The organism is Devosia sp. LjRoot3 (assembly GCF_964252865.1).
Taxonomy (GTDB): domain Bacteria; phylum Pseudomonadota; class Alphaproteobacteria; order Rhizobiales; family Devosiaceae; genus Devosia.
This window is the reverse complement of sequence record NZ_CAXUPK020000002.1, coordinates 494,203-514,184: the sequence shown is the minus strand read 5'-3', so window position 1 is coordinate 514,184 and position 19,982 is coordinate 494,203. Positions and strand designations below refer to the sequence as shown.

Genomic DNA, 19,982 nt, shown 5'->3' with positions numbered 1-19,982 from the left:
AAATCCGGCCGGCCTATCGTAAAAAATCCGTAAATACCCCCACAGCGCGTTAATTAATCCGCATTGACCCCAAGCCGGTTCGGCCGAAGACTTGAGCTCTCTTCAGGCTACGGGGGCCACGAAAATGTCGGAAGAGCATGAGGGCGAAGCCTTGCCTTTGGCACAGGCGCACCCGGACCACCACACGGCAGAAACGGCAAAACCAGGCTTCTCGATCGCGCGCAAAACCATCTGGATTGCCGGCCACAGAGGCATGGTCGGGCAGGCCCTGCTGCGGCGGCTCAAGGGCGAAGCCTGCACGTTGCTCACCCTCGACCGGCGCGAGCTGGACCTGACGCGTCAGGCGGAAGTGGAAGGCTTTGTCAGGGAAGCAAAACCCGATGCCATCATTATTGCTGCCGCAAGGGTCGGCGGTATTCTGGCCAATATGCAGGACCCGGTCGGTTTCCTGACCGACAATCTCGCCATCAATCTGAACATCGCCAGGGCGGCGCATCAGGCCGATATCGATCGTGTTCTGTTCCTTGGCTCAAGCTGCATCTATCCCAAATTGGCGCCGCAGCCGATCAGCGAAGAGGCCCTTCTTACAGGGCCGCTCGAAACGACCAACCAGTGGTACGCGCTCGCCAAGATTACGGCGCTGAAACTGGCGGAGGCCTATCGCCAGCAGTTCGGCCGCAACTACATCGCCGCCATGCCGACCAATCTTTATGGCCCTGGCGACAATTTTGACCTTGAGGCGGGACACGTGCTCCCCGCCCTACTGCGCAAGGCGCATGAAGCCAAAAGCCGCGGCGCGCGACAACTCGAACTGTGGGGTACCGGCACGGCAAGGCGGGAATTTCTCCATGTCGACGACTGCGCCGATGCGCTGGTGCTGCTGCTCAAAACCTATTCCGGCGCCAACCCGGTGAACGTCGGCTATGGCGAGGACATCGCGCTGATCGATCTTGCGCATTTGGTCTGCCGGACGGTGGGTTATGACGGCGCCATTGCGCTCGACCCCAGCAAGCCCGACGGCACGCCGCGAAAACTCCTCGATACCAGCCGCCTGCAGCAGATGGGATGGCGACCCAAGATTGCGCTCTCCGAAGGGTTGGCGGAGACCTATGCCTGGTACCGGGCGCAATTGGCGCGCGAGGCGGCGGCATGAAAATCCTGCTGCTGGGCCTCAATTATGCGCCCGAACTCATCGGCACTGGCCCCTATACAGCAGGGCTCGTCGAAGCCCTAGCCGAGCGCGGCCACGAGGTGCGCGCCGTCGTTGGCCAACCCTACTATCCCGAGTGGCGTCCACGCCCCGGCCATCGCGGCTGGAGCCGGGAAGACTTGGGCAGCGTTCGTATCTGCCGCGTGCCGCACTTCATCCCCGCCCGCCCCAGCGGCGCGATGCGCCTGCTGCATCAATTCAGCTTTGCCCTTGCTGCCGCACCCATTTTGCTCAGCGAGGCCATGTTCTGGCGCCCCGACCGGGTGATCGCGATTGCTCCGAGCCTCATGGCCGCACCCTTGGCGCTGCTTGCCGCTCGGCTCTGCGGCGCAAGCGCCTGGTTGCATCTCCAGGATTTTGAGTTCGAAGCGGCTGTGGCGACCGGCCTTGTTTCGAAAAACCGCGGCACCGCAAAACTGCTCGGCGCAGTGGAACGGTGGATATTGCGGGGATTTGGGCGGGTCAGCACCATCTCCCCCGCCATGTGCCGCCGGCTAGCCGAGAAAGGGGTTTTGCGCGAACGCGTGGCCGAACACCGGAATTGGGGCGATCTCGCCGAGGTGTCGCCTCTCGCCCGGCCATCTCTTTTTCGGCAGAAATTTGGGATCACAACGACTCACGTCGCGCTCTATTCCGGCGCTTTGGGGCGCAAGCAGGGGCTCGACCTCATCATAAAAGCCGCGCGATGCCTTACACACCGCGACGACATCACCTTCGTCATCCGCGGCAATGGTCCATATCGGGCCGAACTCGAAGCCATGGCGGCAGGTTTACACAATGTCCGCTTCTTCGATCTGCAACCGCGCGAACAGCTGAGCGAGCTTTTGGGGCTCGCGACCGTACACCTGCTGCCCCAGATTGCCGGCGCTGCCGATCTCGTCCTGCCCGGCAAGCTCGCCAACATGCTGGCCTCCGGTCGTCCCGTCATTGCGACGGCGGCAAAGGGCACTGGCATTTTCGACGAGATCGAAGGTTGCGGCCTCGCCGTCGAACCGGGCGACGCAGTCGCGCTTGGCAGAGCGATCGAACGACTCTGCGATGATCCGGCACTGTCCCAAGGCCTTGGAGAGGCGGCACGGCGCCGGGCGGAGCGGCGCTGGCACCGCGAAACTATTTTGGGGCACTTCGCTTTTGCGATTGAGGCGGCGCACGAGAGCGGCGATCGCGCCCTTGCTGCCGAAAGCCCGCGCCAATGACGCTCGCACTCATCACAGCCGGCAGCGTGGGCCTGCTTCTTGCGCTGAGCCATGGGCGGCCCGGCCTGATGCTTCTGAGCCTGGCCATCCTGCTGTTCCACGCCCTGCCGCTGGTTTGGCTCGACCCCGACACCATCTCCGCAACCTTGCGAGCCCAGATCGGTACCGCGACGACCATTACCGGGCTCACAAGCCTCGCCTGGTACACCGGCTATTGGCTGTTTGCGCGGTCTCCGGCTGCAGGCGTTTCGCTGACGGAAGTCGCCGTCTCCGCGGCACCAAGGCGGTTCCACACTCTGGTGCTGATTGCACTACTTGGCCTGATCACCGCTGCGCCCGGAGGCCTCTTCGGCTTCGCCCAGACCGGCTTCCTGCGCCTGCCCGTCGACAGTTTCCTGTTTTCGCTGACCTATGCCCTTGCCTGCCTCGCGGCTTTCACGACGGCTATTCTCTGCGTCTATTCGGCCGCAAACCGGTCGGCACCGCCGTGGTTTTCGATGGGTGCGGTGCTGTTGACCTTCTGGCTCCTTGGTGGACGAACCCAGTTTGTCATCACCGCCATGGCCTTCGGCCTCGTCTTCCTCGCCCATCGGCGCGTTCGGCTGCGCGGCCTTTTGTTGCCAGCCATGGTCGCGGCTTTCTTGGCCACGCTCACGCTCAGCCTCCGCCTCACTTTGCAGGGCGAGGCGACAGATATTGCTAGCGCCCTACGGCTGACCGTGTCGCAACTCTCGCTTCTCGAAAGCTATGCCCTGGCGGCTCGTTTCACCGAAGAAGCCGGTTATCAAGGCGCGCACTATTGGCAGGTGCTGCAACAGCTGTTTCCGCGCGCGCTCTTCCCCGAAAAACCGATGCAACTGAGCCGCGCACTGCGCCTGATGGAAGCGCGCGACGGGCTCGGCGGCCTGACACCGGGTCTTGCCGGCGAGGCTTTTGCTGCAGGTGGCCTCATCTGCGTCGCGGCAATTGGCATCGCCTTCGGTGGCGCGCTGGCCCTGCTCGACAATGCCTATCGCGCCCTCACCCGACTGCAACCGCTTATGCAGGCGCTCATCGTCAGCCTGATCCCCCTGCTCGCCATTTTTGCACTGCGCGGCGGCTTCGACACGGCGATCTACCGGCTGGCCATTCTCCTTCTCGCCGCGGCCATTGGCTGCCTTTGGCGCGCCACCCACGTGCCGCGTCTCCCAAGGGTGGTGTCATGACCCGGCACAACGCTTCGCGCTATGTGACCAAGGCTGTCGACCTCACGGCACGCGCGGCGCGTAGCCTCTGGTATTGCTATATCTACCTCGCCTGGGTCGACTTCGGCCGGCATATTACCTTTGCCGGCCCGATCCGCTGTGCCGGCGTTACCGGAACAATAGAGGTCGGCGACCGAACTTTTCTGGGCCCCAATATCAGCCTTGCCGTCGCCGAAGGCGGCACCCTGCGGCTTGGTCGCGAGGTGTCGGTCAATCAGGGTACGATCCTCTCCGCACGCCAGGCCGTTGCGATTGGCGACGGCACGCGCATCGGAGAGAACTGCTCCATCCGCGACAGCGACCACAGGATCGATCCGGCCGTGCCGGTTCTCGAAAGCGGTTTTGTCATCCGGCCTGTGACCATCGGCACCAATGTCTGGATCGGCCGCCACGCCACCATCCTGCCGGGGGTGACCATCGGCGATGGCGCGGTGATTGGCGCGCATAGTCTGGTCAATCACGACATCCCCGCGCGCGCCATAGCCTTCGGCACCCCAGCGCGCGTCCAAAGGACATTGCCATGACGGCCGCACGGCACATGGCGGGCCTCGCATTGGCCGCGGCGCCGCCCGGCGCCTTGTTTCTTGCCCAGACCTGGCTTGTCGCCACAGGACAAACTGATGCCGTCCTGTCCCTCGCCAAGTATGGCGGGCTTTTGGGGCTCGTCTTCTTCGCCTTCGATGGCAGCTCGGGACTTATCCCGGCCATGCTCCGGCTGCGGCACAGCGATGGTGCGCTGCGATCTGCCTATCTCGTTTATCGCGCGGGCGTCGCGGCACTGCTTGTTGCGGCGCTTCCGGTCCTTTGGCAATTCGCCCCAGCCGACACCGCTACGCTCCTGCCCTTCCTGGCCATCGCGCTGCTACTGCGATTTTCTCTCCTCGACGCTGACCTCGACCGGCGCGGGTTTCAGCACTGGGCCATGCTGCTGCAAAACGGCTGGATGCTGCCGCTTTGCCTCGGTGCCGTTCTCGCCGGGGACATCACCGCCGAAACGGCGGGGCATGCAGCGCTCTGGAGCACCGTCATCCTGGCGGCAGCGCATGTGCTCCTCGTACGCGCCGATCGTTTCTCGGCAAAGGCGGACTTTGGCCCGGCGCTGATGGAAATCATCACCATCATGGGTGCGCAGGGCATTGGCCAACTCTATGGTCGCGCCGTTCTCTTCGTGCTCGGCGCAAGTTTTTCCGGGCCCCTGCCGGCGCTGATCATCTATGCCAAGCAGGCTTTTAACGCAGCAGGCCTGCTCGTTACCTACCTGCGGCGGGTTGAACTGGCGCGGCACCGGACGAGCATGGGGCTCAGCCTGACCGGCCAAGCCGCCGTCGCGCTGGTGGCCGGCATCCTGGTGGCACTGGCTGCCCCAGGGCTGGGAGTTCCGCACGGTCTGGTTCTGGTGCTCATTGCCTGGCAGAGTCTTGAAAAGCTCTCGTCCACCGGCATTTATGCCTTCCAGCTTCAGGGCCGGCACCGCCTCGCGCTGGCAGGCCTGGTGAATGTCTGCGTTCTCGGCGTCGCGGGTCTGGCGCTGGCTTTGGCCCAGGCATCTCCACTTGTATTTGTTGCCTTTGAAACGCTCGGCTATGGCGCTGTCTTGCTGCTCTGGCTCCAGGCCAACCAAGACACCCGCGCACCCCAGGCAGGCGGTCGTCCATGAGGATCGTCCACTATTCGACGCGTCTTGGGCGCTCTGCCGGCGGACTCTATCACTCGGTCTCGGGCCTTGCCCGGGCCATGGCCAATCTCGGAGCGGAGGTAATGGTAGCGGGCGGCCACGAAAGTGGTTTTGGGGATGAAAAACATGTCTGGGGCAAGCTACCGCTTCTTACTCATCCTCTCGGCCACAGCCGCTATGGCTTTTCTCTCGCCATGCAGGCCGAGATCGCGCAGCTAAAGCCCGATATTCTCCACGTCCATGGCATCTGGTCGGCCGGCTCCATTCATGGCCGGTTCGCCCCGAGCGGAACCAAGGTCGTCGTATCGCCGCGCGGCATGCTCGATCCCTGGATATTGGCGCGAAAGCCATGGCTCAAGCGGCCCCATGCGGCGCTGTTCGAGCGCCCCATGCTCACTCGCGCCCACCTCCATGCCCTCTCCGAGCACGAGGCCGCGACCGCACTCGCCTATATGCCCGGTCTTGCCAACCGCATTTTCACCTTGCCCAACGGCGTCGAACCAGCCCCAGCGACCGAACCGCAAAAACGCTCCGGCGCGCTCTATCTCGGCCGACTGCATGAGAAGAAGCAGGTTCTTCCGCTTGTTGACGCCTGGGAGCAGCACTCGAAGCGGACGGTGCTGAGCATAGCAGGCTGGGGCGAGCCCGCTTACGAAGCGGAGGTCGCTGCCCGCTGCAAAGGGCAAAAGCGCGTTCGCTTCGTCGGCGCGCTTGGCGGCGAGAGCAAGGCCCAGGCTTTGTCGGCGGCCAGCTTTTTCATTCTCCCCTCGCTGAGCGAGGGTCTGCCCATGGCGGCGCTTGAAGCTATCAGCCATGGCTGCATTCCGATCCTGACCGAAGCCTGTCACCTGCCGCAGCTTTTCGCGGCCGACGTGGCGCTGCGTATGGAACTGGATTTTTCCGACTTTCCTGCCCTCCTCGCCCGAATGGAGGCGATGGGCGACAAGGAGAAGACTGTGCGCTCCGCACGCGCCCGGGAGGCGGCCCGGCCGTTCTTCTGGCGCGATATCGCCCGTTCGATGCTCAACCACTATGCGCGCATTCTCGATGGGCCACGATCATGAAGCGCCTCGCAGATCGGCATTTTTCCCTGAGCAATCGCCTCTACCGCGCGCTGTGGAGCATTTGCTGGACACTGCTCGCCGCCTGGACGCCGCCACCTTTGCATGACTGGCGCTGCGCCATTCTGCGCCTTTTCGGCGCCAAGGTGGGGCGTGGTGTACGTGTCTATGGCAGCGCCAAAATCTGGTACCCGCCCCATCTCTCTCTCGAAGATGGCGCGGTCATCGGCTGGCAGAGCGTGATCTACTGCCAAGCCCCGATACACCTGGGCCAAAATGCCATCGTCTCCCAGTATGCCCATCTGCTAGCCGGCACACACGACGTCGATGCGCCGGACTTTGCGCTTGTAGCCCGGCCTATCCATATCGGGCCCGAGGCCTGGGTCGCCGCCCGGGCCATTGTCGGTCCGGGCGTGACACTGGGCACAGGTGCAGTTCTCGGGGCGGGCGCCGTTGCCTTTTCAGACATACCCGATCGGGCCATCCACATCGGCAACCCCGCCCATTTTCTGCGCATGCGTCAGCCGGGCCTCAAAAACCCTTCGCCATATGCGCCGCATGAAATGCCTGCGCCACAATGGCATAGCCGGCATCGTTGAGATGCAGATGGTCGGAGCGCAGGGAACGTGGCACGAAACCAGCCGCCACATCGCTGGTATCTTCCGCAGTTCCGTTCGCTGCAGCCGACAGGACGGAAAGCAGGTTCACGAAGCGGGCTCCATAGGTGCTGACCAATTGTCCATTGAGTGCGGCCAATTGCGTCAGTCCGGCCCCGCTATCGGCCGTGCTCGGCAGGATGCCGCCGATGAGATAGCGGCCATGACCGAGCGAGGCGACCGCGGCCGCAATATCGCCCAGCACGCTATGCCCGGCCTGCGCCCCGTTGCGCCCCAGCCATAGCCAGGCCGTATGCCCACGCAGATATTGCCCCCAGGCACAGGTGAAGCGCGCATTGGCGGCCACCGGCACGCTTGCGCCCGTCGCACTCCGGGCAAAACTCCAATTGCCCGAACCGTCCGTCGACATCGCACCTTCAACGCCCGCCAGCCAGCCCTTCAAGCTCCCGACATAGCCGCCCGTGCCGACCAGCACATTGACCGATTTGTCGGTGACGGCCACCGAGCCGGACGCCGGAATGGCGCCGCCAGACACGGTCACAAGAATGGGCACGGCATTCATCCGCGCCGCAATCTGCGTCGAGGTCTGCCCGCCGGCTCCCTGCCGCACAACGGCCCGGCGCGGCGAGAACAGCGTTTGCGCCACCGCCGGATAGGTCGCGCTGCCGGTGCTGCCGCCGGTTGCTCCTGCGCTGGCCGTCAGGCTATCGCCCCAGGCGACAATGCCGGTACCGGCCACGAGCGCTGCAAACTGCTCTTCGCCCATGGGCTCGGAAAAAAGCCGCACCCGCTCGATGCTGCCGGTCCAGAGACCGGAAACGCTTGAGCGCCCACGGCCAAGCCGCAGCGCCGCCAGCCCCGGAAAGGTGCCAGAAAGCGCTTGCTGCACCGGCTGCCCCATAAGGGCCGCACGATATTCGCCATCCGTCGCCGAAAATCCCACGGCGAAGGCACTACCGGCCGGGACCACGCCAAGATCGAGATTGACCTGCTCTACCTGCGTGCCGCTGCCACCGAAGGACACGATGAAACGCAGGCGTTGGCTCGCATCCCAGATGAGGCGGATGAAATTGCGCTCGAACCAGTTGCCGTTGAAATCGGCATTGTCATCGGCCTGGAACACCACGCCGCCGGCACCACCGCTGGCAGGCGTCGTCGCCTCGACCAGTCCGCACAGGGCGCCTGGCCGAAACCCGGCGCAGGGCAAGGCCTCGCGCAGCGAGAGATTGTCCGCCCAATAAATGCCGGTGGATGGATTGGTCAGGTTGCGCAGCGCAATTGAAGCGGTCGAGGGGTTGAACCCGCCGCAATAAAGTACCGACTGGCTCGGCGTCGTGACGGTGAGATTAGCCGTCTGCGCATAGTTGGCCGTGCCCCCGCCCCCGGCACCAAAACCCAGCGTCACATTGGACGAGGTTTCGCGCCACACCTCGCCGACAAGGCGATAGGCCCGGCCGGCACTCTGGATCAACCCGGCAATGGTGCGATAGGCGCCCGAGCCATTGCCACCGCTGCCTGTCACCCGCAGCGCCCCGGACGCGACGGCCACCGCACTGCCGACGCTGGACCAATCGCCGGCACTGCCGCCGGCAAAATTGCCATCGGACAAAAGCTCCGGCGCTGTCTCGGCGACATGCGGCCCGATGACCAATTGGCCGCTGGCCGGCACGGTTCCGCCGACCGCCAGCCGGAACTGGCTTTCAGTGGCCAGCGTCCGGCCGGCGAAGCGAAAGCGGCCATGGGCAAAGTCGGCATCGAGCCATGCGCCGCCCGCTTCGGCCGGCATGGTGCCGGGAAAATAACCAAGCCCGAGCGCGGGCCCCGCACGGCCGCTCATCAGTAAAGCCCGACGAGAAAGCCGGCCGAGGTGCCGCTGAGCACGCGGCGCACGCGGATTGGCAGCATGGAGCCGCCGGGTACGCCTTCGAAGGTGACGGTGCCGCCCCAGAGCATTTCGACCTGGACGGTGCCGGCGGCGCCGACATAAAGGGCCCGCGTCGGCTGGTCGAAAATGGTGCCATCGCTGGGCGTGATGGCAAAGGCGCCGGCGGCTGGTGCCGCCACGTCGATATTATGCGAAGAGAATATGTCGGCCATGATCGGCTCCGCTGAGAGAGGAGCCTCAAGTCTAGGTGCGCGACAGAGAGCGGGGACAAATCGGCCACGGCAATTAGCCGACCGGCATAAATAACGGCATTTTCAGGAGTTTTGCGCTATCGGATGGCAAGCACGCGCGGGGATAAAATGAAGATCTTCATAACCGGCTCGGCCGGATTCATCGGCTATCACCTGTCCAGGCGTCTGCTCGAAGACGGTCATCGCGTGCACGGCTATGATGGGATTACGGCCTATTACGACGTGTCGCTCAAGCGGGCGCGTCTCGCGCTTCTGACGCCGTCGAACAGCTTTTCCTTCACCGAGGCAATGCTCGAAGATCGCGCCGCCCTCGAGACGGCCATTGCCGATTTTGCTCCGGATGTCGTCATCCACCTCGCTGCCCAGGCCGGGGTCCGATACAGCATCGAGGCGCCGCGGACCTATCACGACTCCAATCTCACCGGCACCTTCAACCTTCTCGAAGTACTGCGCCGGACCGGCACGCAGCACCTGCTCTTCGCCTCGACCTCCTCGGTCTATGGCGGCAACGAGACCGTACCCTTCGGCGAAACCGACCGCACCGATTTCCCCATCTCGCTCTATGCCGCGACCAAGAAGGCCGGCGAAGCGATGAGCCACGCCTATGCCCACCTCTTCGGTCTGCCGACCACCTGCTTTCGCTTCTTCACCGTCTATGGCCCCTGGGGCCGGCCGGATATGGCGCTCTTCAAGTTCGTCTCGGCCATCGGGCGCGATGAGCCCATCGATGTCTATGGCGAAGGCCATATGCAGCGCGATTTTACCTATATCGACGATCTCGTCGAAGCGCTCACCCGGCTGATCCCGCTGGCGCCGGCAAGAGGTCAGCCCATCGAGGTGCCGGGCGGCATGGATTCCCTCTCCCCGGTCGCGCCATGGCGCAGCGTCAATATCGGCGGCGGGCAACCCGTCGGCCTCTTGCCGTTCATCGACACGGTCGAGGCAGCTTTGGGCAAAAAGGCCCGGCGAAACCTGCTGCCCATGCAGCAGGGCGATGTTCAGCAAACCCATGCTGCGCCGGCCTTGCTGATGGCCCTCACCGGCTTTGCGCCCAGGACCAGTGTCAAAGCCGGCGTCTCCGCCTTCGTCGACTGGTATTTCAGCTACTACGGACGATCCTAGCGCGACGAATAGCCCGGCTCGTAGCGCGGGGTGGGCCATCTGATGACCTTTGGCTGCAGCGCCAGAACCGGAACGAGCGGCACCGGCAGGGGATGGGCCTGCCTTATGGCAACCAGCGCCTCGCGCAGCTTGGCCCGCTCCGTCCGCCCCCAACTCGCCACGAGGACCACGGCATCGGCATGAGGCAGGATATAGGCCGCTTCCGCCGACCAATGCAGCGAAGGCATGTCTACAATGGTGATGTCGTAGCTGGCCCTTACGCCCCTGAGCACATTGGCGAAGGTAGGACCGCCAAAAAGCACTTCCGCCGGCACCACGCTGCGGCCGGAATTGACCAGCACGGACAGCTTTGAGAGCGGATCTTTGCGCACCATGCTCGCAAGCTGGCGAATGTCCACGTCTCCGGCCAGAACCTGTTCAAACCCGCCCGCCAGGGGCACATCGACATGCCGATGCAACGCTGCCGAACGAACATCGGCATCGAGCAGCAAGACGCGCCGCCCCGCCGCATCGAAGGCGCGGGCAAGCCCGAGCGCCGTTGTCGTCTTGCCCTCCCCATCGCCGGGCGAGAGCACGAAAACCACCTGCCCGCCTGCTCCCGATAGCAGGCTTCGCTGCAGATTGACCTGCAACGTCCGCATGCCTTCCGAGAATGCCGAGAGTGGCGCGGTGACGACCTGATCGGCATGGCTGGTGCCGTCGAAACGGCTCGCATGCAGCCGCGGCATGGCGACGGCCGCAGGCACGCCAATGGCCTCGGCCAGTTCGTCCGTGCTGCGCACCCCGCTCGCCAACCCATCGAAGGTGAAGGCCAAGGCGAGGGCAACGGCGAGCCCCAGGAGAGCGGCGACGGCCAGCGTCGTCCTGATATCTGGAAATCCGGCATCTGACGGTGGAGATGCCGGTGCTACAAGACGTGCATCGGGCAGTTGCAGCTGGGCCTGCTCTTCAAGCTCCGCCGATCTTAGCAACAGACGCTGATACTGGTCCCGCGCCAGATCGAGGCTATGCATGGTGGAGGCGATCTGCGGCTGAAAGCTCGCCGATAGCCCGTTCGGTTCGGCCGCGCTTGCGGCTTTCAGGCTTGCCAGGGTCTCGCCCAGCGCCAGCACCTGCCGGCGCCCGCCATCGACCTGTTCTTCAATCAGGGCGCGTGCCTTTCGCAGGCCATCGGACTTGGCCGCCACCTCGAGTTCTATATGCGCCTCGCCGACGGCATTGGCGAGGCGGGCCGCAAATTCCGGCGAGGTGGCATTGGCACGGATGGCAATCACCGGGGTCAGGCCACGGCGATTGATCGAGACGGAATTGTGCACCAACTTAAGCACCTGCGCCCGTCCCGCCTCTCCCGCCGCCAACGGCTCGGCATCGATGCGAAAAAAGCCCAGAAACATCGGCTGCAGATCAAACCCCGAGGAAAAATCGGCCAGCGCGAAGGGATCCACCAGTTCCATGGCACGCGTCAGCACCGGATCGGAGCGCATGATCTCGACGATGCCATCGATCGCGCCATTGTTTGGGGTATCCGCCCGCGGCGTGCCACCGGGGCTTAGCAGATTGCCAGCGGGTTCAACGACAAGCAGCGCGGTCGCCGTGTAAATGGGTCGCAGCACGCTCACGGCAAACAGCGCACCCAGTATCGTGACCAAAACGACGAAAACGATGAGCCGGCCATGGCGCACCAATACACCAAGAAAGGCCTCGGCCTCGGCGCGCGGAATGATCAGAACAACCTCCCCAGCCCTCCGAAAATAGAATTACATTTATCAAACCTTGGCAATCGTCATTCGAAGGGGCACCACCACCAAATCCATGCGCATAACCAGTGTTAGGCGCTGGACAGAATGCCGGCCAACTGTTGATCATGGTTAATGAGACGTTAAGCAGATCAATAACACTGGGCGGCTTCAATGAAGCGGACGGCAAATCGAGTTGATCGCAAGACCAGCCGGACCGCGGCGGCGAATTTTGTCCGCACGTCGGCCCGTCATGACTTCGTGCGGACCGCCTATGCCCCCCGCACGCTGACCCGCCCTCAGAGTGGCCTTACCGTGCATTGGCACAACGGCCGCGCGGTACCGCCCGAAGCCACCCGGTCTCGATCGATCTCGCTGACGGTCAAGCGATCCATAGATATTCTCGCCTCGGCGTTCGGCCTGCTCCTCCTCTCGCCGCTCTTCCTGCTGATTGCCCTCTGGATCAAGCGAACCGACAATGGGCCGGTCTTCTTCCGGCAATGGCGCCTCGGCCGCGACGGAAAGGTTTTCGCGCTTCTCAAATTCCGCTCGATGTATGCCGATCGCTGCGATGCGGCGGGCATCCACCAGGCCACCGCCAACGACAATCGCGTCACCCGTATCGGCGCCTTCATCCGTCGGACCAGCGTGGATGAGCTACCCCAATTGCTCAATGTCCTTGTCGGGGACATGTCGCTCGTCGGCCCTCGCCCACATGTACCGGGCATGCAGGCGGCGGGCATGGACTACGACGACCTCGTGCCACACTATGTCTTTCGCCAGTCCATGCGGCCGGGCCTGACGGGCTGGGCCCAATGCCAGGGCCTGCGTGGCCCCACCACGGATCAGATCAAGGCGCTGAAGCGTATCGGCCACGACTTTGCCTATGTGCAGAATTTCTCGCTCTGGCTGGATGCAAAAATCGTCTGGAAGACTTTTGGCGAGGTCTGGCGCTCCGCGACCCACTGATGTGATCGCGCCAGGCGCCGAGGCGGGTGACAAAGCGGTGCGGAACCTATAGGCGGGTAACATCCTTCCCGCCTGCTACCCTTCCGCTATGCCCCTGCCCCAGCCGAAGAATTTTTTCGTCCTGCTCCTGACGCTGGCCATTTCTGCTGCGGGTGGAGGCCTCGCTACGCTGCTGGGGCTCCCGGCCGGCTGGCTGATGGGCGGCGCCCTCGCCGTGACCATTGCCGCCATGGCGGGCGTTCCGGTGGTGCTGCCCGATTGGCTGCGCAACGTAATTTTCGTCCTCATCGGCATGTCCATGGGTGCCAGCGTGGCGCCGGATAGTCTTGCGCTTCTCGCCAGTTGGCCGATCAGCCTTGCCGCCCTTGCCATCGAACTGGTCATCATCGTCGCCACCACAGGCTGGATGCTGAGCCGCGTCTTCGGGCTCGATGCGGGCACGGCCTATCTCAGCTCCTTTCCCGGTCATCTCTCCTTCGTCATGGGCATAGCCGCGACCGGGGTCGGAAATTCCCGGCAGATCGTCATCATCCAGGTCATCCGCATCCTGATGCTCACCATCGCCGTGCCGATCGGCGCGACCTTCCTGCCCATCGATCATTTCGAGGTGGCAACGGCGAGCGCCTTCCTCTCGCCCCTGCAACTGATGCTTCTAGCGCTCGGCTGCGTCGCGGTCGGCTGGATTTTCGACCGGCTGCGCATTCCGGCGGGCATGGTGCTCGGCGCCATGGCCGCGGCCACCGCCGCCAAACTCGGCGGGCTCTATTCCGAAGCCATGCCGACGCCGCTTGTGATCATCACCTTCGTCCTGACCGGCGCCATGATCGGCGCCCGTTTCGTCGGCATCACCCGGCAGGAATTTATGGCCGCCGCCAAGGGCGGGCTCATTGCGACCGCCATGACCGTCGGCATCGTCACACTAATGACGCTGGCTGTCGCGCAACTGGTCGACATGCCTTTTGGCCAGATCTGGCTCGGTCTCTCACCCGGTGCTCTTGAGGGCATGGGCGCCCTCGGTATTGCCCTTGGCTATGACACTGCCTTCATTGCGGCGCATCATGTTATACGCCTGCTCATGCTCAGTTTTGCCATCCCGGCTGTCGTCGTGATAATTCGCTGGCAGGAGCGCCGCTCGGCGCAGCAACGCCATAATTGAGGCCTAGATAGTCCCCTGACTCTGGAGATTCGAAATGACCCGCCACTTAATGCCCGCCCTCGGCTTTATTGCTCTGCTGACTGGAAGCAGCGTCGCGGCGCCATTTTGTGACGGCGCCTTCGACAGCGGGCGCGTGACCTTCGGCTTCTCGATCGGCGGCAAGTATACCGAGCAGGAGCGCAATGACTTCGACATGATGGAGCTGCGCCGCATGGGCGTCGATGCGACCCGTGTCGAACGCTGGAACGGGTGCATCCGCGCCTTCGTTCGTAAGCCCGGGGGCGGCGAAGAAATGCAGTTCTTCGAACCCGGCACCTACCGTCCGGTCTACTAGCGCTCGACCAGCGCCGCCAATTGCGCGGCGACGGTGCCCCAGCCGTCAAAAAAGCCCATTTCCTCGTGCCAGGCGCGCGTTTCCGCGTCCTTGTGCAGCACATGGGCTCGATAGGCCGTGCCCTGATCATGATCGTCCAGCGTGATGACGGCGGTCATGAACGGGCTGGGGGCCGGCCGCCAGCCGCCGCTCAGCGCATTGGTGAGGACGATTTTCCGCCCCTCCTCCACTGCAAGGTAGCAGGCATCCATATGCGGCCCGAAAGCGCCGCCGTCTTCGCTCATTTCCGTGAGCAGCGCGCCGCCCGGCCGCACATCCATTTGGACGACGCGGCACAGCGCCGGCGCCGGAATCCACCACTGCGCAAACTGGTCCGGATTGGTCCAGGCCTGCCAGACGGCACTGCGCGGCGCCTTGATGACGCGGGTGATTTCCAGATCCGTTTCGGGACGAAAATTCATCGTTCCTGTTCCTTCTGTCTTTCAGCAACAAATCGCTCGAGCCGATCGGTGCGGCTCTCCCAGATGGCGCGCTGCTCGTCGAGCCAAGAGCCGACCGCAGCCAGCCGCGCCTCGTCGATTTCGCAATAGCGCACCCGGCCTTCCTTGCGCGTGTGGATCAGCCCCGCCACTTCGAGCATGTGCACATGCTTCATGAACGAGGGCAGCGCCATATCGAACGGCGCCGCCAGGTCGCCCACGCTTGCAGCGCCTTTGCCCAACCGGCCAATAACGGCCCGGCGCGTCGGATCGGCCAGTGCCTGAAAGAGCGTATCGAGTGAATACTGATCCATAAGGCTAAGTATCACGTCACAAAGCTTAGCTCAATGGCTAAGTTTCTGATTTGCGGCCATGGACAACGAAAACCGGATCGTCTAAATGCGGTATCGACGGTTGTGGAACCGTCACCGACAGGGACGGCCCTGAAAATCGGTTCTATTGATCGGGGACGACCCTGAGGAGATAGCAACCGTGTCCACGCTCCGCGAATACATCCCCAACGGCACCATCGCCAAGCTGCTTGTCGCTTGGGGCGTCGTGATCGTTTTCCTCATCTTCGGCCCGACCTGGCTGCACGAACCGATCGCCCCGCTGATCGCCGTGGTCTGCTTCGTCGTGATCTTCTCGACCATCCTGCTTGCCGCCTTCGGCGTGGTGCACGAAGCGGACTATCTCGCCCATCAATTGGGCGAACCCTACGGCACGCTCATCCTGACGCTGTCCATCGTCATGATCGAGGTCATCCTCATCGCCGCGGTGCTTCTGGGGCCGGGCGAGAACCCGACCATCGGCCGCGATTCCATTTTCGCGGTGATGATGATCATTCTCAATCTCGTCATGGGCATCTGCCTGATCCTGGGCGGACGCCGCTTCGGCGAGCAGGAATATAATTCACAAGGCGCCATGGCCTATGTGTCGATGACCCTGCTTCTGGCCGGTATCGGCCTCATCCTTCCCAATACGCTCAGCACGGGAAATGGCACCTTCTGGCCAATGCAGGCCGCCGCCTTTGCCATTCTCACGACCGTGCTCTATGGCGCGTTCTTGCTGATGCAGACCCGCGGCTACAAGCGCTACTTTATTCAGCCCGACATCGGGCAACTGGTTGTTCCGCTTCGTTCGACCGGTACCAACGCTCCAGCGGGGTCGGTGTCGAGTCTCGACAAGCGCGCCATCGTTATCCGCTCGATCCTGTTGGTCGCGCTGATGCTGCCCATCGTGCTGCTGGCCCATGACCTGGCTCTGGTCATCGATTTTGGCATTGGCGCAGTGGGCGCCCCGGTCGCCCTTGGCGGCGTGCTGATCGCCATCATCGTCTTCACGCCAGAATCGATCACCGCCATCCGGGCTGCCGTCGACAATCAGTTGCAGCGTTCCATCAATCTCTGCCTCGGTGCCTTTGTCTCGACGGTTGGGCTCACCGTGCCTGCCGTGCTCTTTGTCGGCCTCTTCACCGGCAAGACGGTGATCATGGGCGTGACGCCGACCGAAACCGTGCTGCTGCTGCTCACCATTGGCCTCACCACCCTGACCTTTCTCGGCCAGCGCGCCTCGGCATTGCAGGGCACGCTGCACCTGACGCTTTTCGCCGTCTACGGCGTGTTGCTGTTCCTGACCTAGTAGAGCCGACGCCCGCCATCAGGACGACCTGATGGCATGGGGCTAAGCGGGGACGACCCCTTTTTGAGGTGTCCCATGTCAAACCCGCTCAACGTCATCGTGCTTATCGGCTGCCTCATCGGCTATCTCGCCGCCGACATTCTTACCGGCATGGGCGCCGCCCAAGGCACAGCCGGCTCAATCATCACCAGCCTCCTGCCCTCCGCCTTCGGCCTCGCCGTGGGCCTCGTGGCGCTGCGGCTGACCAAATAACCACTATCCGAGGATATGCCATGGCCAATGACCCCATCCATCAGTTCGTCGTCGAGCCGATCTTCCCGCTGAGCCCTATCGCCGGACACGATTTCAGCTTCACCAATGCATCGGCCTATATGCTGCTCACCGTAGCGGTCGCCGGCGGCTTCATGGTGCTGGCGGGGCACAAGAAGGCATTGCTGCCTGGCCGCCTGCAGGTGGCCGGCGAGATGCTTTACAAGGCCATCGAAAGCCTCGTCATCTCGATCATCGGCAGGGAGGGAATGCGGTTTTTCCCGCTCGTCTTCTCGCTCTTCAGCTTCATCCTCGTCGCCAACATGATCGGCATGTTCCCCTATGCCTTTACCGTTACCGCACAGATCGTGGTGACGGCCGCCCTCGCCCTTTTCGTCTTTGCTGTCGTCACCCTCTATGGCCTTGTGAAACATGGCCCAAAATTCTTCGGCCTCTTCATGCCCAGCGGCCTGCCGCTCTATCTGGCGCCGGTCATCGTCCCCATCGAGATCATCTCCTATATCTCCCGCCCCATCAGCCATTCCGTGCGTCTTTTCGCGGTCATGCTGGCTGGCCACATCACGCTAAAAGTATTCGCCGGCTTCGTCGTCGACCTGTCGGCACTCGGCCCCTTCGGCATTGCTCTGGCCGTCGCGCCCATGATCATGACCGTGGCCATTACCGCGCTGGAACTGCTGATGTCGGTGATCCAGGCCTATGTCTTCACCCTCCTCACCTGCATGTATCTCAACGACGCCATGCACCCCTCCCACTAGCGCTGGCTTGCCGCTGGAGGATGGCGAAGGATTTTCTCCATCCTCCTTCATTGCCGAAAAGCGGCTGCGGATTCCGCGCTGAAAACGCAATCGACAATGTCTATAAATTGACTAGGGTTTTATCTCTCAAACCGAGGTGATCCCATGGCTGCCATCGAGACCGGTAATCCCCGAATTCTCACCAGCGCCCGCTCTGCCTTCCATCGGCGCGCGGTCGAGTGGCTCGTGCTTGCGGCTGCGAGCGTGGCGTTCCTCTTCTCACTCGGCATCGCCTTCGGCCTCATCAGCGGCTGAGCCAGTCTCCAGGAGTTTTGGATGGCAGCGGAATTCATCGGTCACACCTCCAATCGTGAGGGGTCCGACATCGTCCCCACGACGGGTCCCGTCATCGACAAGACCTATATTCGCAACCACGTACAGGCAGCCGAGGCAGCGGGTATCGATCGCCTGCTGATCGGCCAGTTCGCGCAGTGGCCGGACAATAACCAGATCGCCGCCTACGTGTTCGGCCAGACCGAACGCATTGGCGCTCTCCTCGCCCACCGCCCCGGCCTGATGGCGCCGACGCTCGGCGCGCGGCAATTGGCGACGCTCGACCAGTTTTCCGAAGGCCGCGTCTGGGTCCACATCATCACCGGCGGCTCCGATGCTGACCAGGCGCGCGATGGCGATTTCGAGGATCACGACACCCGCTATGCCCGCACCGATGAATATATCGAAGTGCTCAAGAAGGTCTGGGAAAGCGACGCGCCCTTCGACCACGAGGGGCGCTTCTACAAGTTCAAGGGCGCCTTCAGCCAGGTAAAGCCATTCCAGAAGCCGCGCATTCCGATTTCCTTCGGCGGCTCCTCGGATGCGGCAGTTGCCGTCGCCGGCAAGCATGCCGACATCTACGCGCTCTGGGGCGAGCCGCTCGATGGCACGCGCGAAACCATTGCCAAGGTGCGCGCCGCTGCCATTGCCAATGGCCGCGATCCCTCGGAAATCCGCTTCACTTTGGCCTTCCGCACCATCGTTGCCGATACCGAGGACGAGGCCTGGTCCAATGCCGCCGACATCCTTGAAAAGGTGAAGGCTGGCGTGGCGCGGCAGGCCGGCGGCAACGGCGAAAAGCTGCCGAGCAATGTCGGCTCGGTGCGCCTCCGTGAGGCTGCCAAGCGCGGCAAAGTGCTCGACAAACGGCTCTGGACGGAAGTGGCCGAAGCCAGTGGCGCCGGCGGCAATTCCACCGCGCTGGTCGGCACGCCCGAACAGGTCGCCGAGGCCATTCTCGACTATTACGACGCCGGCATTTCCAATTTCCTCGTCCGCGGCTTCTACCCCACCGCCGACACCGTCACCTATGGCCGCGATGTCGTGCCGCTGGTCAAGGCCGGGATTGCCGAACGCGAAGCCCGCAAGGTAGCAGCAGAATGAGCGCTCCCCTCGATATCGTCGACATCCACACCCATCTTTGGCCGCCCGCCTGGGGTCCGGGCGGCAAATTCGCCAAACCTGCCGGTGGGTTCTCGCCCGAAATCTATCGCAAGATCACGACCCCATCAGCGCTGGTCGATGAGTTCAAATCCGCCGGCGTTTCGCTCGCTGTGGTCACCGCCACGGTGGAAAGCCTTTTCGGCGCCGAAGGCCCGGTGGATTTTACCGGCATTGCCGAAGCCAATGACTGGTTGGCAAGCCTTGTCGCCGCCGAGCCATCACTGGCCGCTTTCGCCGTCACCGACGTTTTTGCAGGCGAAGAAGGCGCAGAGGAAGCCGAACGCGCTATCGTGGACCTCGGCCTTTCAGGCCTCGTCATCGACTCCTCGCGAAATGGCAAATTCCTCGCCGATCCATCGGCCCGACCAACCCTCGAAGTCGCCGCCCGCCATCGGATCCCCGTCTTCGTCCATCCGGTCGCCCATCCCAATTCCGAGGTGCTCATCGCCGGCGCTGGCATGCTCGGCAATTCGCTTGGCCGCGGCCTGATGAACGGCGTCGCCTTCCTCTCCATCATTCAGTCCAGCATTCTCGAAGAACTGCCGGACCTGCACCTGATCTTTGCAACGCTTGGTCTCGGCGGCATCGTGCAGGCGGCGCGCGGGGGCATTTACGGTCGCACCGAGCGCCAGAAGCGGCCGCGTCCCAACATCTACTTCGACACCATGGGCGCCGATCCCGCCATCGTCCGCACGCTGACCGGCTTCTTCGGCGCCGACCGCGTGCTGGCCGGCACCGACTGGCCGATCCTGCCGGCGCTGCAGGCCGAGAGTCTTGCCACGAGCCTTGCCGAAGCCGGGCTCAACGATGCCGAACAGCGCCTGGTCGCGGGCGGCAATGCGCGTCGCCTGCTCGCCCTGCGCGCAGCAAAAGCCGAGGCCGCGGAGTAGCTCCGCGGCTTGCTC

22 protein-coding genes are annotated in these 19,982 nt (G+C 63.5%); 17 read left to right on the top strand and 5 right to left on the bottom strand.

Annotated elements, in window-relative coordinates; translation table 11 throughout:
- Window positions 1-124: 124 nt before the first annotated feature.
- Genes ACSQ2A_RS09580 through ACSQ2A_RS09550 form a run of 7 tightly spaced genes read left to right on the top strand, consistent with a single transcriptional unit; the run spans window position 125 to window position 6,985 of the window.
- A complete protein-coding gene (locus ACSQ2A_RS09580; protein WP_436072024.1) occupies window positions 125-1,153 on the top strand; it encodes a GDP-L-fucose synthase family protein in 1,029 nt (342 codons plus the stop codon).
- Complete coding sequence (locus ACSQ2A_RS09575; protein WP_436072023.1) at window positions 1,150-2,406, top strand: WcaI family glycosyltransferase; 1,257 nt, start codon at window positions 1,150-1,152, stop codon at window positions 2,404-2,406. The genes ACSQ2A_RS09580 and ACSQ2A_RS09575 overlap by 4 nt, the downstream gene beginning before the upstream one ends.
- Window positions 2,403-3,611 (top strand): hypothetical protein, encoded by a 1,209-nt coding sequence (locus ACSQ2A_RS09570; protein WP_436072022.1) that lies wholly within the window; start codon window positions 2,403-2,405, stop codon window positions 3,609-3,611. Before ACSQ2A_RS09575 ends, ACSQ2A_RS09570 begins: the two co-directional genes overlap by 4 nt.
- Entirely contained in the window at window positions 3,608-4,174 is a 567-nt protein-coding gene (locus ACSQ2A_RS09565; protein WP_436072021.1) for an acyltransferase, read from the top strand. Before ACSQ2A_RS09570 ends, ACSQ2A_RS09565 begins: the two co-directional genes overlap by 4 nt.
- Window positions 4,171-5,307 carry a hypothetical protein gene (locus ACSQ2A_RS09560; RefSeq protein ID WP_436072020.1) on the top strand — a complete coding sequence of 379 codons (1,137 nt, stop codon included), beginning with the start codon at window positions 4,171-4,173 and terminating at the stop codon, window positions 5,305-5,307. The genes ACSQ2A_RS09565 and ACSQ2A_RS09560 overlap by 4 nt, the downstream gene beginning before the upstream one ends.
- Window positions 5,304-6,389, top strand: a complete 1,086-nt coding sequence (locus tag ACSQ2A_RS09555) for a glycosyltransferase (protein WP_436072019.1) — start codon at window positions 5,304-5,306, stop codon at window positions 6,387-6,389. The genes ACSQ2A_RS09560 and ACSQ2A_RS09555 overlap by 4 nt, the downstream gene beginning before the upstream one ends.
- Window positions 6,386-6,985 (top strand): DapH/DapD/GlmU-related protein, encoded by a 600-nt coding sequence (locus ACSQ2A_RS09550; protein WP_436072018.1) that lies wholly within the window; start codon window positions 6,386-6,388, stop codon window positions 6,983-6,985. The genes ACSQ2A_RS09555 and ACSQ2A_RS09550 overlap by 4 nt, the downstream gene beginning before the upstream one ends.
- Here ACSQ2A_RS09550 and ACSQ2A_RS09545 read toward each other — a convergent pair.
- Both ACSQ2A_RS09545 and ACSQ2A_RS09540 read right to left on the bottom strand, forming a co-directional pair.
- Window positions 6,918-8,840: a hypothetical protein gene (locus ACSQ2A_RS09545; RefSeq protein ID WP_436072017.1), complete on the bottom strand. Its 1,923-nt coding sequence runs from the start codon at window positions 8,838-8,840 to the stop codon at window positions 6,918-6,920. The genes ACSQ2A_RS09550 and ACSQ2A_RS09545 overlap by 68 nt on opposite strands.
- On the bottom strand, window positions 8,840-9,100 hold the full coding sequence (locus ACSQ2A_RS09540; protein WP_295415380.1) for a spike base protein, RCAP_Rcc01079 family: 261 nt from the start codon (window positions 9,098-9,100) through the stop codon (window positions 8,840-8,842). Before ACSQ2A_RS09540 ends, ACSQ2A_RS09545 begins: the two co-directional genes overlap by 1 nt.
- A gap of 147 nt (window positions 9,101-9,247) precedes the next feature.
- Between ACSQ2A_RS09540 and ACSQ2A_RS09535 the strand changes: the two genes are divergently transcribed.
- Window positions 9,248-10,261, top strand: a complete 1,014-nt coding sequence (locus ACSQ2A_RS09535) for an NAD-dependent epimerase/dehydratase family protein (protein ID WP_436072016.1) — start codon at window positions 9,248-9,250, stop codon at window positions 10,259-10,261.
- Here ACSQ2A_RS09535 and ACSQ2A_RS09530 read toward each other — a convergent pair.
- Window positions 10,258-11,943, bottom strand: coding sequence for an AAA family ATPase (locus ACSQ2A_RS09530; RefSeq protein WP_436072015.1), 1,686 nt, complete (start codon window positions 11,941-11,943; stop codon window positions 10,258-10,260). The two genes, ACSQ2A_RS09535 and ACSQ2A_RS09530, sit on opposite strands and share 4 nt — an antisense overlap.
- 228 nt (window positions 11,944-12,171) lie before the next feature.
- On the opposite strand from ACSQ2A_RS09530, the gene ACSQ2A_RS09525 reads away from it, so the two are divergent.
- The 3 genes from ACSQ2A_RS09525 to ACSQ2A_RS09515 all read left to right on the top strand — a co-directional run bounded on the left by ACSQ2A_RS09525 (window position 12,172) and on the right by ACSQ2A_RS09515 (window position 14,456).
- Window positions 12,172-12,966 carry a sugar transferase gene (locus ACSQ2A_RS09525; protein ID WP_436072014.1) on the top strand — a complete coding sequence of 265 codons (795 nt, stop codon included), beginning with the start codon at window positions 12,172-12,174 and terminating at the stop codon, window positions 12,964-12,966.
- 88 nt (window positions 12,967-13,054) lie between these two features.
- Window positions 13,055-14,122, top strand: coding sequence for an AbrB family transcriptional regulator (locus tag ACSQ2A_RS09520; protein WP_436072013.1), 1,068 nt, complete (start codon window positions 13,055-13,057; stop codon window positions 14,120-14,122).
- Window positions 14,123-14,156: 34 nt separating this feature from the next.
- Window positions 14,157-14,456: a hypothetical protein gene (locus ACSQ2A_RS09515; RefSeq protein WP_436072012.1), complete on the top strand. Its 300-nt coding sequence runs from the start codon at window positions 14,157-14,159 to the stop codon at window positions 14,454-14,456.
- Here the strand turns inward: ACSQ2A_RS09515 and ACSQ2A_RS09510 are convergent.
- Together ACSQ2A_RS09510 and ACSQ2A_RS09505 are read right to left on the bottom strand one after the other, a co-directional pair.
- A complete protein-coding gene (locus tag ACSQ2A_RS09510; RefSeq protein ID WP_436072011.1) occupies window positions 14,453-14,917 on the bottom strand; it encodes an SRPBCC family protein in 465 nt (154 codons plus the stop codon). The two genes, ACSQ2A_RS09515 and ACSQ2A_RS09510, sit on opposite strands and share 4 nt — an antisense overlap.
- Window positions 14,914-15,249 carry an ArsR/SmtB family transcription factor gene (locus ACSQ2A_RS09505; protein WP_436072010.1) on the bottom strand — a complete coding sequence of 112 codons (336 nt, stop codon included), beginning with the start codon at window positions 15,247-15,249 and terminating at the stop codon, window positions 14,914-14,916. The genes ACSQ2A_RS09510 and ACSQ2A_RS09505 overlap by 4 nt, the downstream gene beginning before the upstream one ends.
- A 178-nt stretch (window positions 15,250-15,427) precedes the next feature.
- Between ACSQ2A_RS09505 and ACSQ2A_RS09500 the strand changes: the two genes are divergently transcribed.
- The 6 genes from ACSQ2A_RS09500 to ACSQ2A_RS09475 all read left to right on the top strand — a co-directional run bounded on the left by ACSQ2A_RS09500 (window position 15,428) and on the right by ACSQ2A_RS09475 (window position 19,967).
- A complete protein-coding gene (locus tag ACSQ2A_RS09500) occupies window positions 15,428-16,576 on the top strand; it encodes a calcium:proton antiporter (protein ID WP_436072009.1) in 1,149 nt (382 codons plus the stop codon).
- A 75-nt stretch (window positions 16,577-16,651) separates the two neighbouring features.
- Window positions 16,652-16,828, top strand: a complete 177-nt coding sequence (locus ACSQ2A_RS09495; RefSeq protein ID WP_295415389.1) for a hypothetical protein — start codon at window positions 16,652-16,654, stop codon at window positions 16,826-16,828.
- 20 nt (window positions 16,829-16,848) lie between these two features.
- On the top strand, window positions 16,849-17,601 hold the full coding sequence (locus tag ACSQ2A_RS09490) for a F0F1 ATP synthase subunit A (protein ID WP_436072008.1): 753 nt from the start codon (window positions 16,849-16,851) through the stop codon (window positions 17,599-17,601).
- 144 nt (window positions 17,602-17,745) lie between these two features.
- Complete coding sequence (locus ACSQ2A_RS09485) at window positions 17,746-17,895, top strand: hypothetical protein (protein ID WP_353921285.1); 150 nt, start codon at window positions 17,746-17,748, stop codon at window positions 17,893-17,895.
- 21 nt (window positions 17,896-17,916) lie between these two features.
- Window positions 17,917-19,017, top strand: a complete 1,101-nt coding sequence (locus ACSQ2A_RS09480; protein ID WP_436072007.1) for an LLM class flavin-dependent oxidoreductase — start codon at window positions 17,917-17,919, stop codon at window positions 19,015-19,017.
- Entirely contained in the window at window positions 19,014-19,967 is a 954-nt protein-coding gene (locus ACSQ2A_RS09475; protein WP_436072006.1) for an amidohydrolase family protein, read from the top strand. The genes ACSQ2A_RS09480 and ACSQ2A_RS09475 overlap by 4 nt, the downstream gene beginning before the upstream one ends.
- Window positions 19,968-19,982: the final 15 nt, after the last annotated feature.

Bases quoted from the DNA above. Each gene is read 5' to 3' on its own strand.
- ACSQ2A_RS09510 (WP_436072011.1), bottom strand. From the start codon at position 14,917: ATGAATTTTCGTCCCGAAACGGATCTGGAAATCACCCGCGTCATCAAG.
- ACSQ2A_RS09495 (WP_295415389.1), top strand. From the start codon at position 16,652: ATGTCAAACCCGCTCAACGTCATCGTGCTTATCGGCTGCCTCATCGGC.
- ACSQ2A_RS09535 (WP_436072016.1), top strand. From the start codon at position 9,248: ATGAAGATCTTCATAACCGGCTCGGCCGGATTCATCGGCTATCACCTG.
- ACSQ2A_RS09525 (WP_436072014.1), top strand. From the start codon at position 12,172: ATGAAGCGGACGGCAAATCGAGTTGATCGCAAGACCAGCCGGACCGCG.
- ACSQ2A_RS09555 (WP_436072019.1), top strand. From the start codon at position 5,304: ATGAGGATCGTCCACTATTCGACGCGTCTTGGGCGCTCTGCCGGCGGA.
- ACSQ2A_RS09520 (WP_436072013.1), top strand. From the start codon at position 13,055: ATGCCCCTGCCCCAGCCGAAGAATTTTTTCGTCCTGCTCCTGACGCTG.
- ACSQ2A_RS09565 (WP_436072021.1), top strand. From the start codon at position 3,608: ATGACCCGGCACAACGCTTCGCGCTATGTGACCAAGGCTGTCGACCTC.
- ACSQ2A_RS09480 (WP_436072007.1), top strand. From the start codon at position 17,917: ATGGCAGCGGAATTCATCGGTCACACCTCCAATCGTGAGGGGTCCGAC.
- ACSQ2A_RS09475 (WP_436072006.1), top strand. From the start codon at position 19,014: ATGAGCGCTCCCCTCGATATCGTCGACATCCACACCCATCTTTGGCCG.
- ACSQ2A_RS09485 (WP_353921285.1), top strand. From the start codon at position 17,746: ATGGCTGCCATCGAGACCGGTAATCCCCGAATTCTCACCAGCGCCCGC.
- ACSQ2A_RS09490 (WP_436072008.1), top strand. From the start codon at position 16,849: ATGGCCAATGACCCCATCCATCAGTTCGTCGTCGAGCCGATCTTCCCG.
- ACSQ2A_RS09515 (WP_436072012.1), top strand. From the start codon at position 14,157: ATGACCCGCCACTTAATGCCCGCCCTCGGCTTTATTGCTCTGCTGACT.
- ACSQ2A_RS09570 (WP_436072022.1), top strand. From the start codon at position 2,403: ATGACGCTCGCACTCATCACAGCCGGCAGCGTGGGCCTGCTTCTTGCG.
- ACSQ2A_RS09560 (WP_436072020.1), top strand. From the start codon at position 4,171: ATGACGGCCGCACGGCACATGGCGGGCCTCGCATTGGCCGCGGCGCCG.
- ACSQ2A_RS09545 (WP_436072017.1), bottom strand. From the start codon at position 8,840: ATGAGCGGCCGTGCGGGGCCCGCGCTCGGGCTTGGTTATTTTCCCGGC.
- ACSQ2A_RS09580 (WP_436072024.1), top strand. From the start codon at position 125: ATGTCGGAAGAGCATGAGGGCGAAGCCTTGCCTTTGGCACAGGCGCAC.
- ACSQ2A_RS09505 (WP_436072010.1), bottom strand. From the start codon at position 15,249: ATGGATCAGTATTCACTCGATACGCTCTTTCAGGCACTGGCCGATCCG.
- ACSQ2A_RS09550 (WP_436072018.1), top strand. From the start codon at position 6,386: ATGAAGCGCCTCGCAGATCGGCATTTTTCCCTGAGCAATCGCCTCTAC.
- ACSQ2A_RS09575 (WP_436072023.1), top strand. From the start codon at position 1,150: ATGAAAATCCTGCTGCTGGGCCTCAATTATGCGCCCGAACTCATCGGC.
- ACSQ2A_RS09540 (WP_295415380.1), bottom strand. From the start codon at position 9,100: ATGGCCGACATATTCTCTTCGCATAATATCGACGTGGCGGCACCAGCC.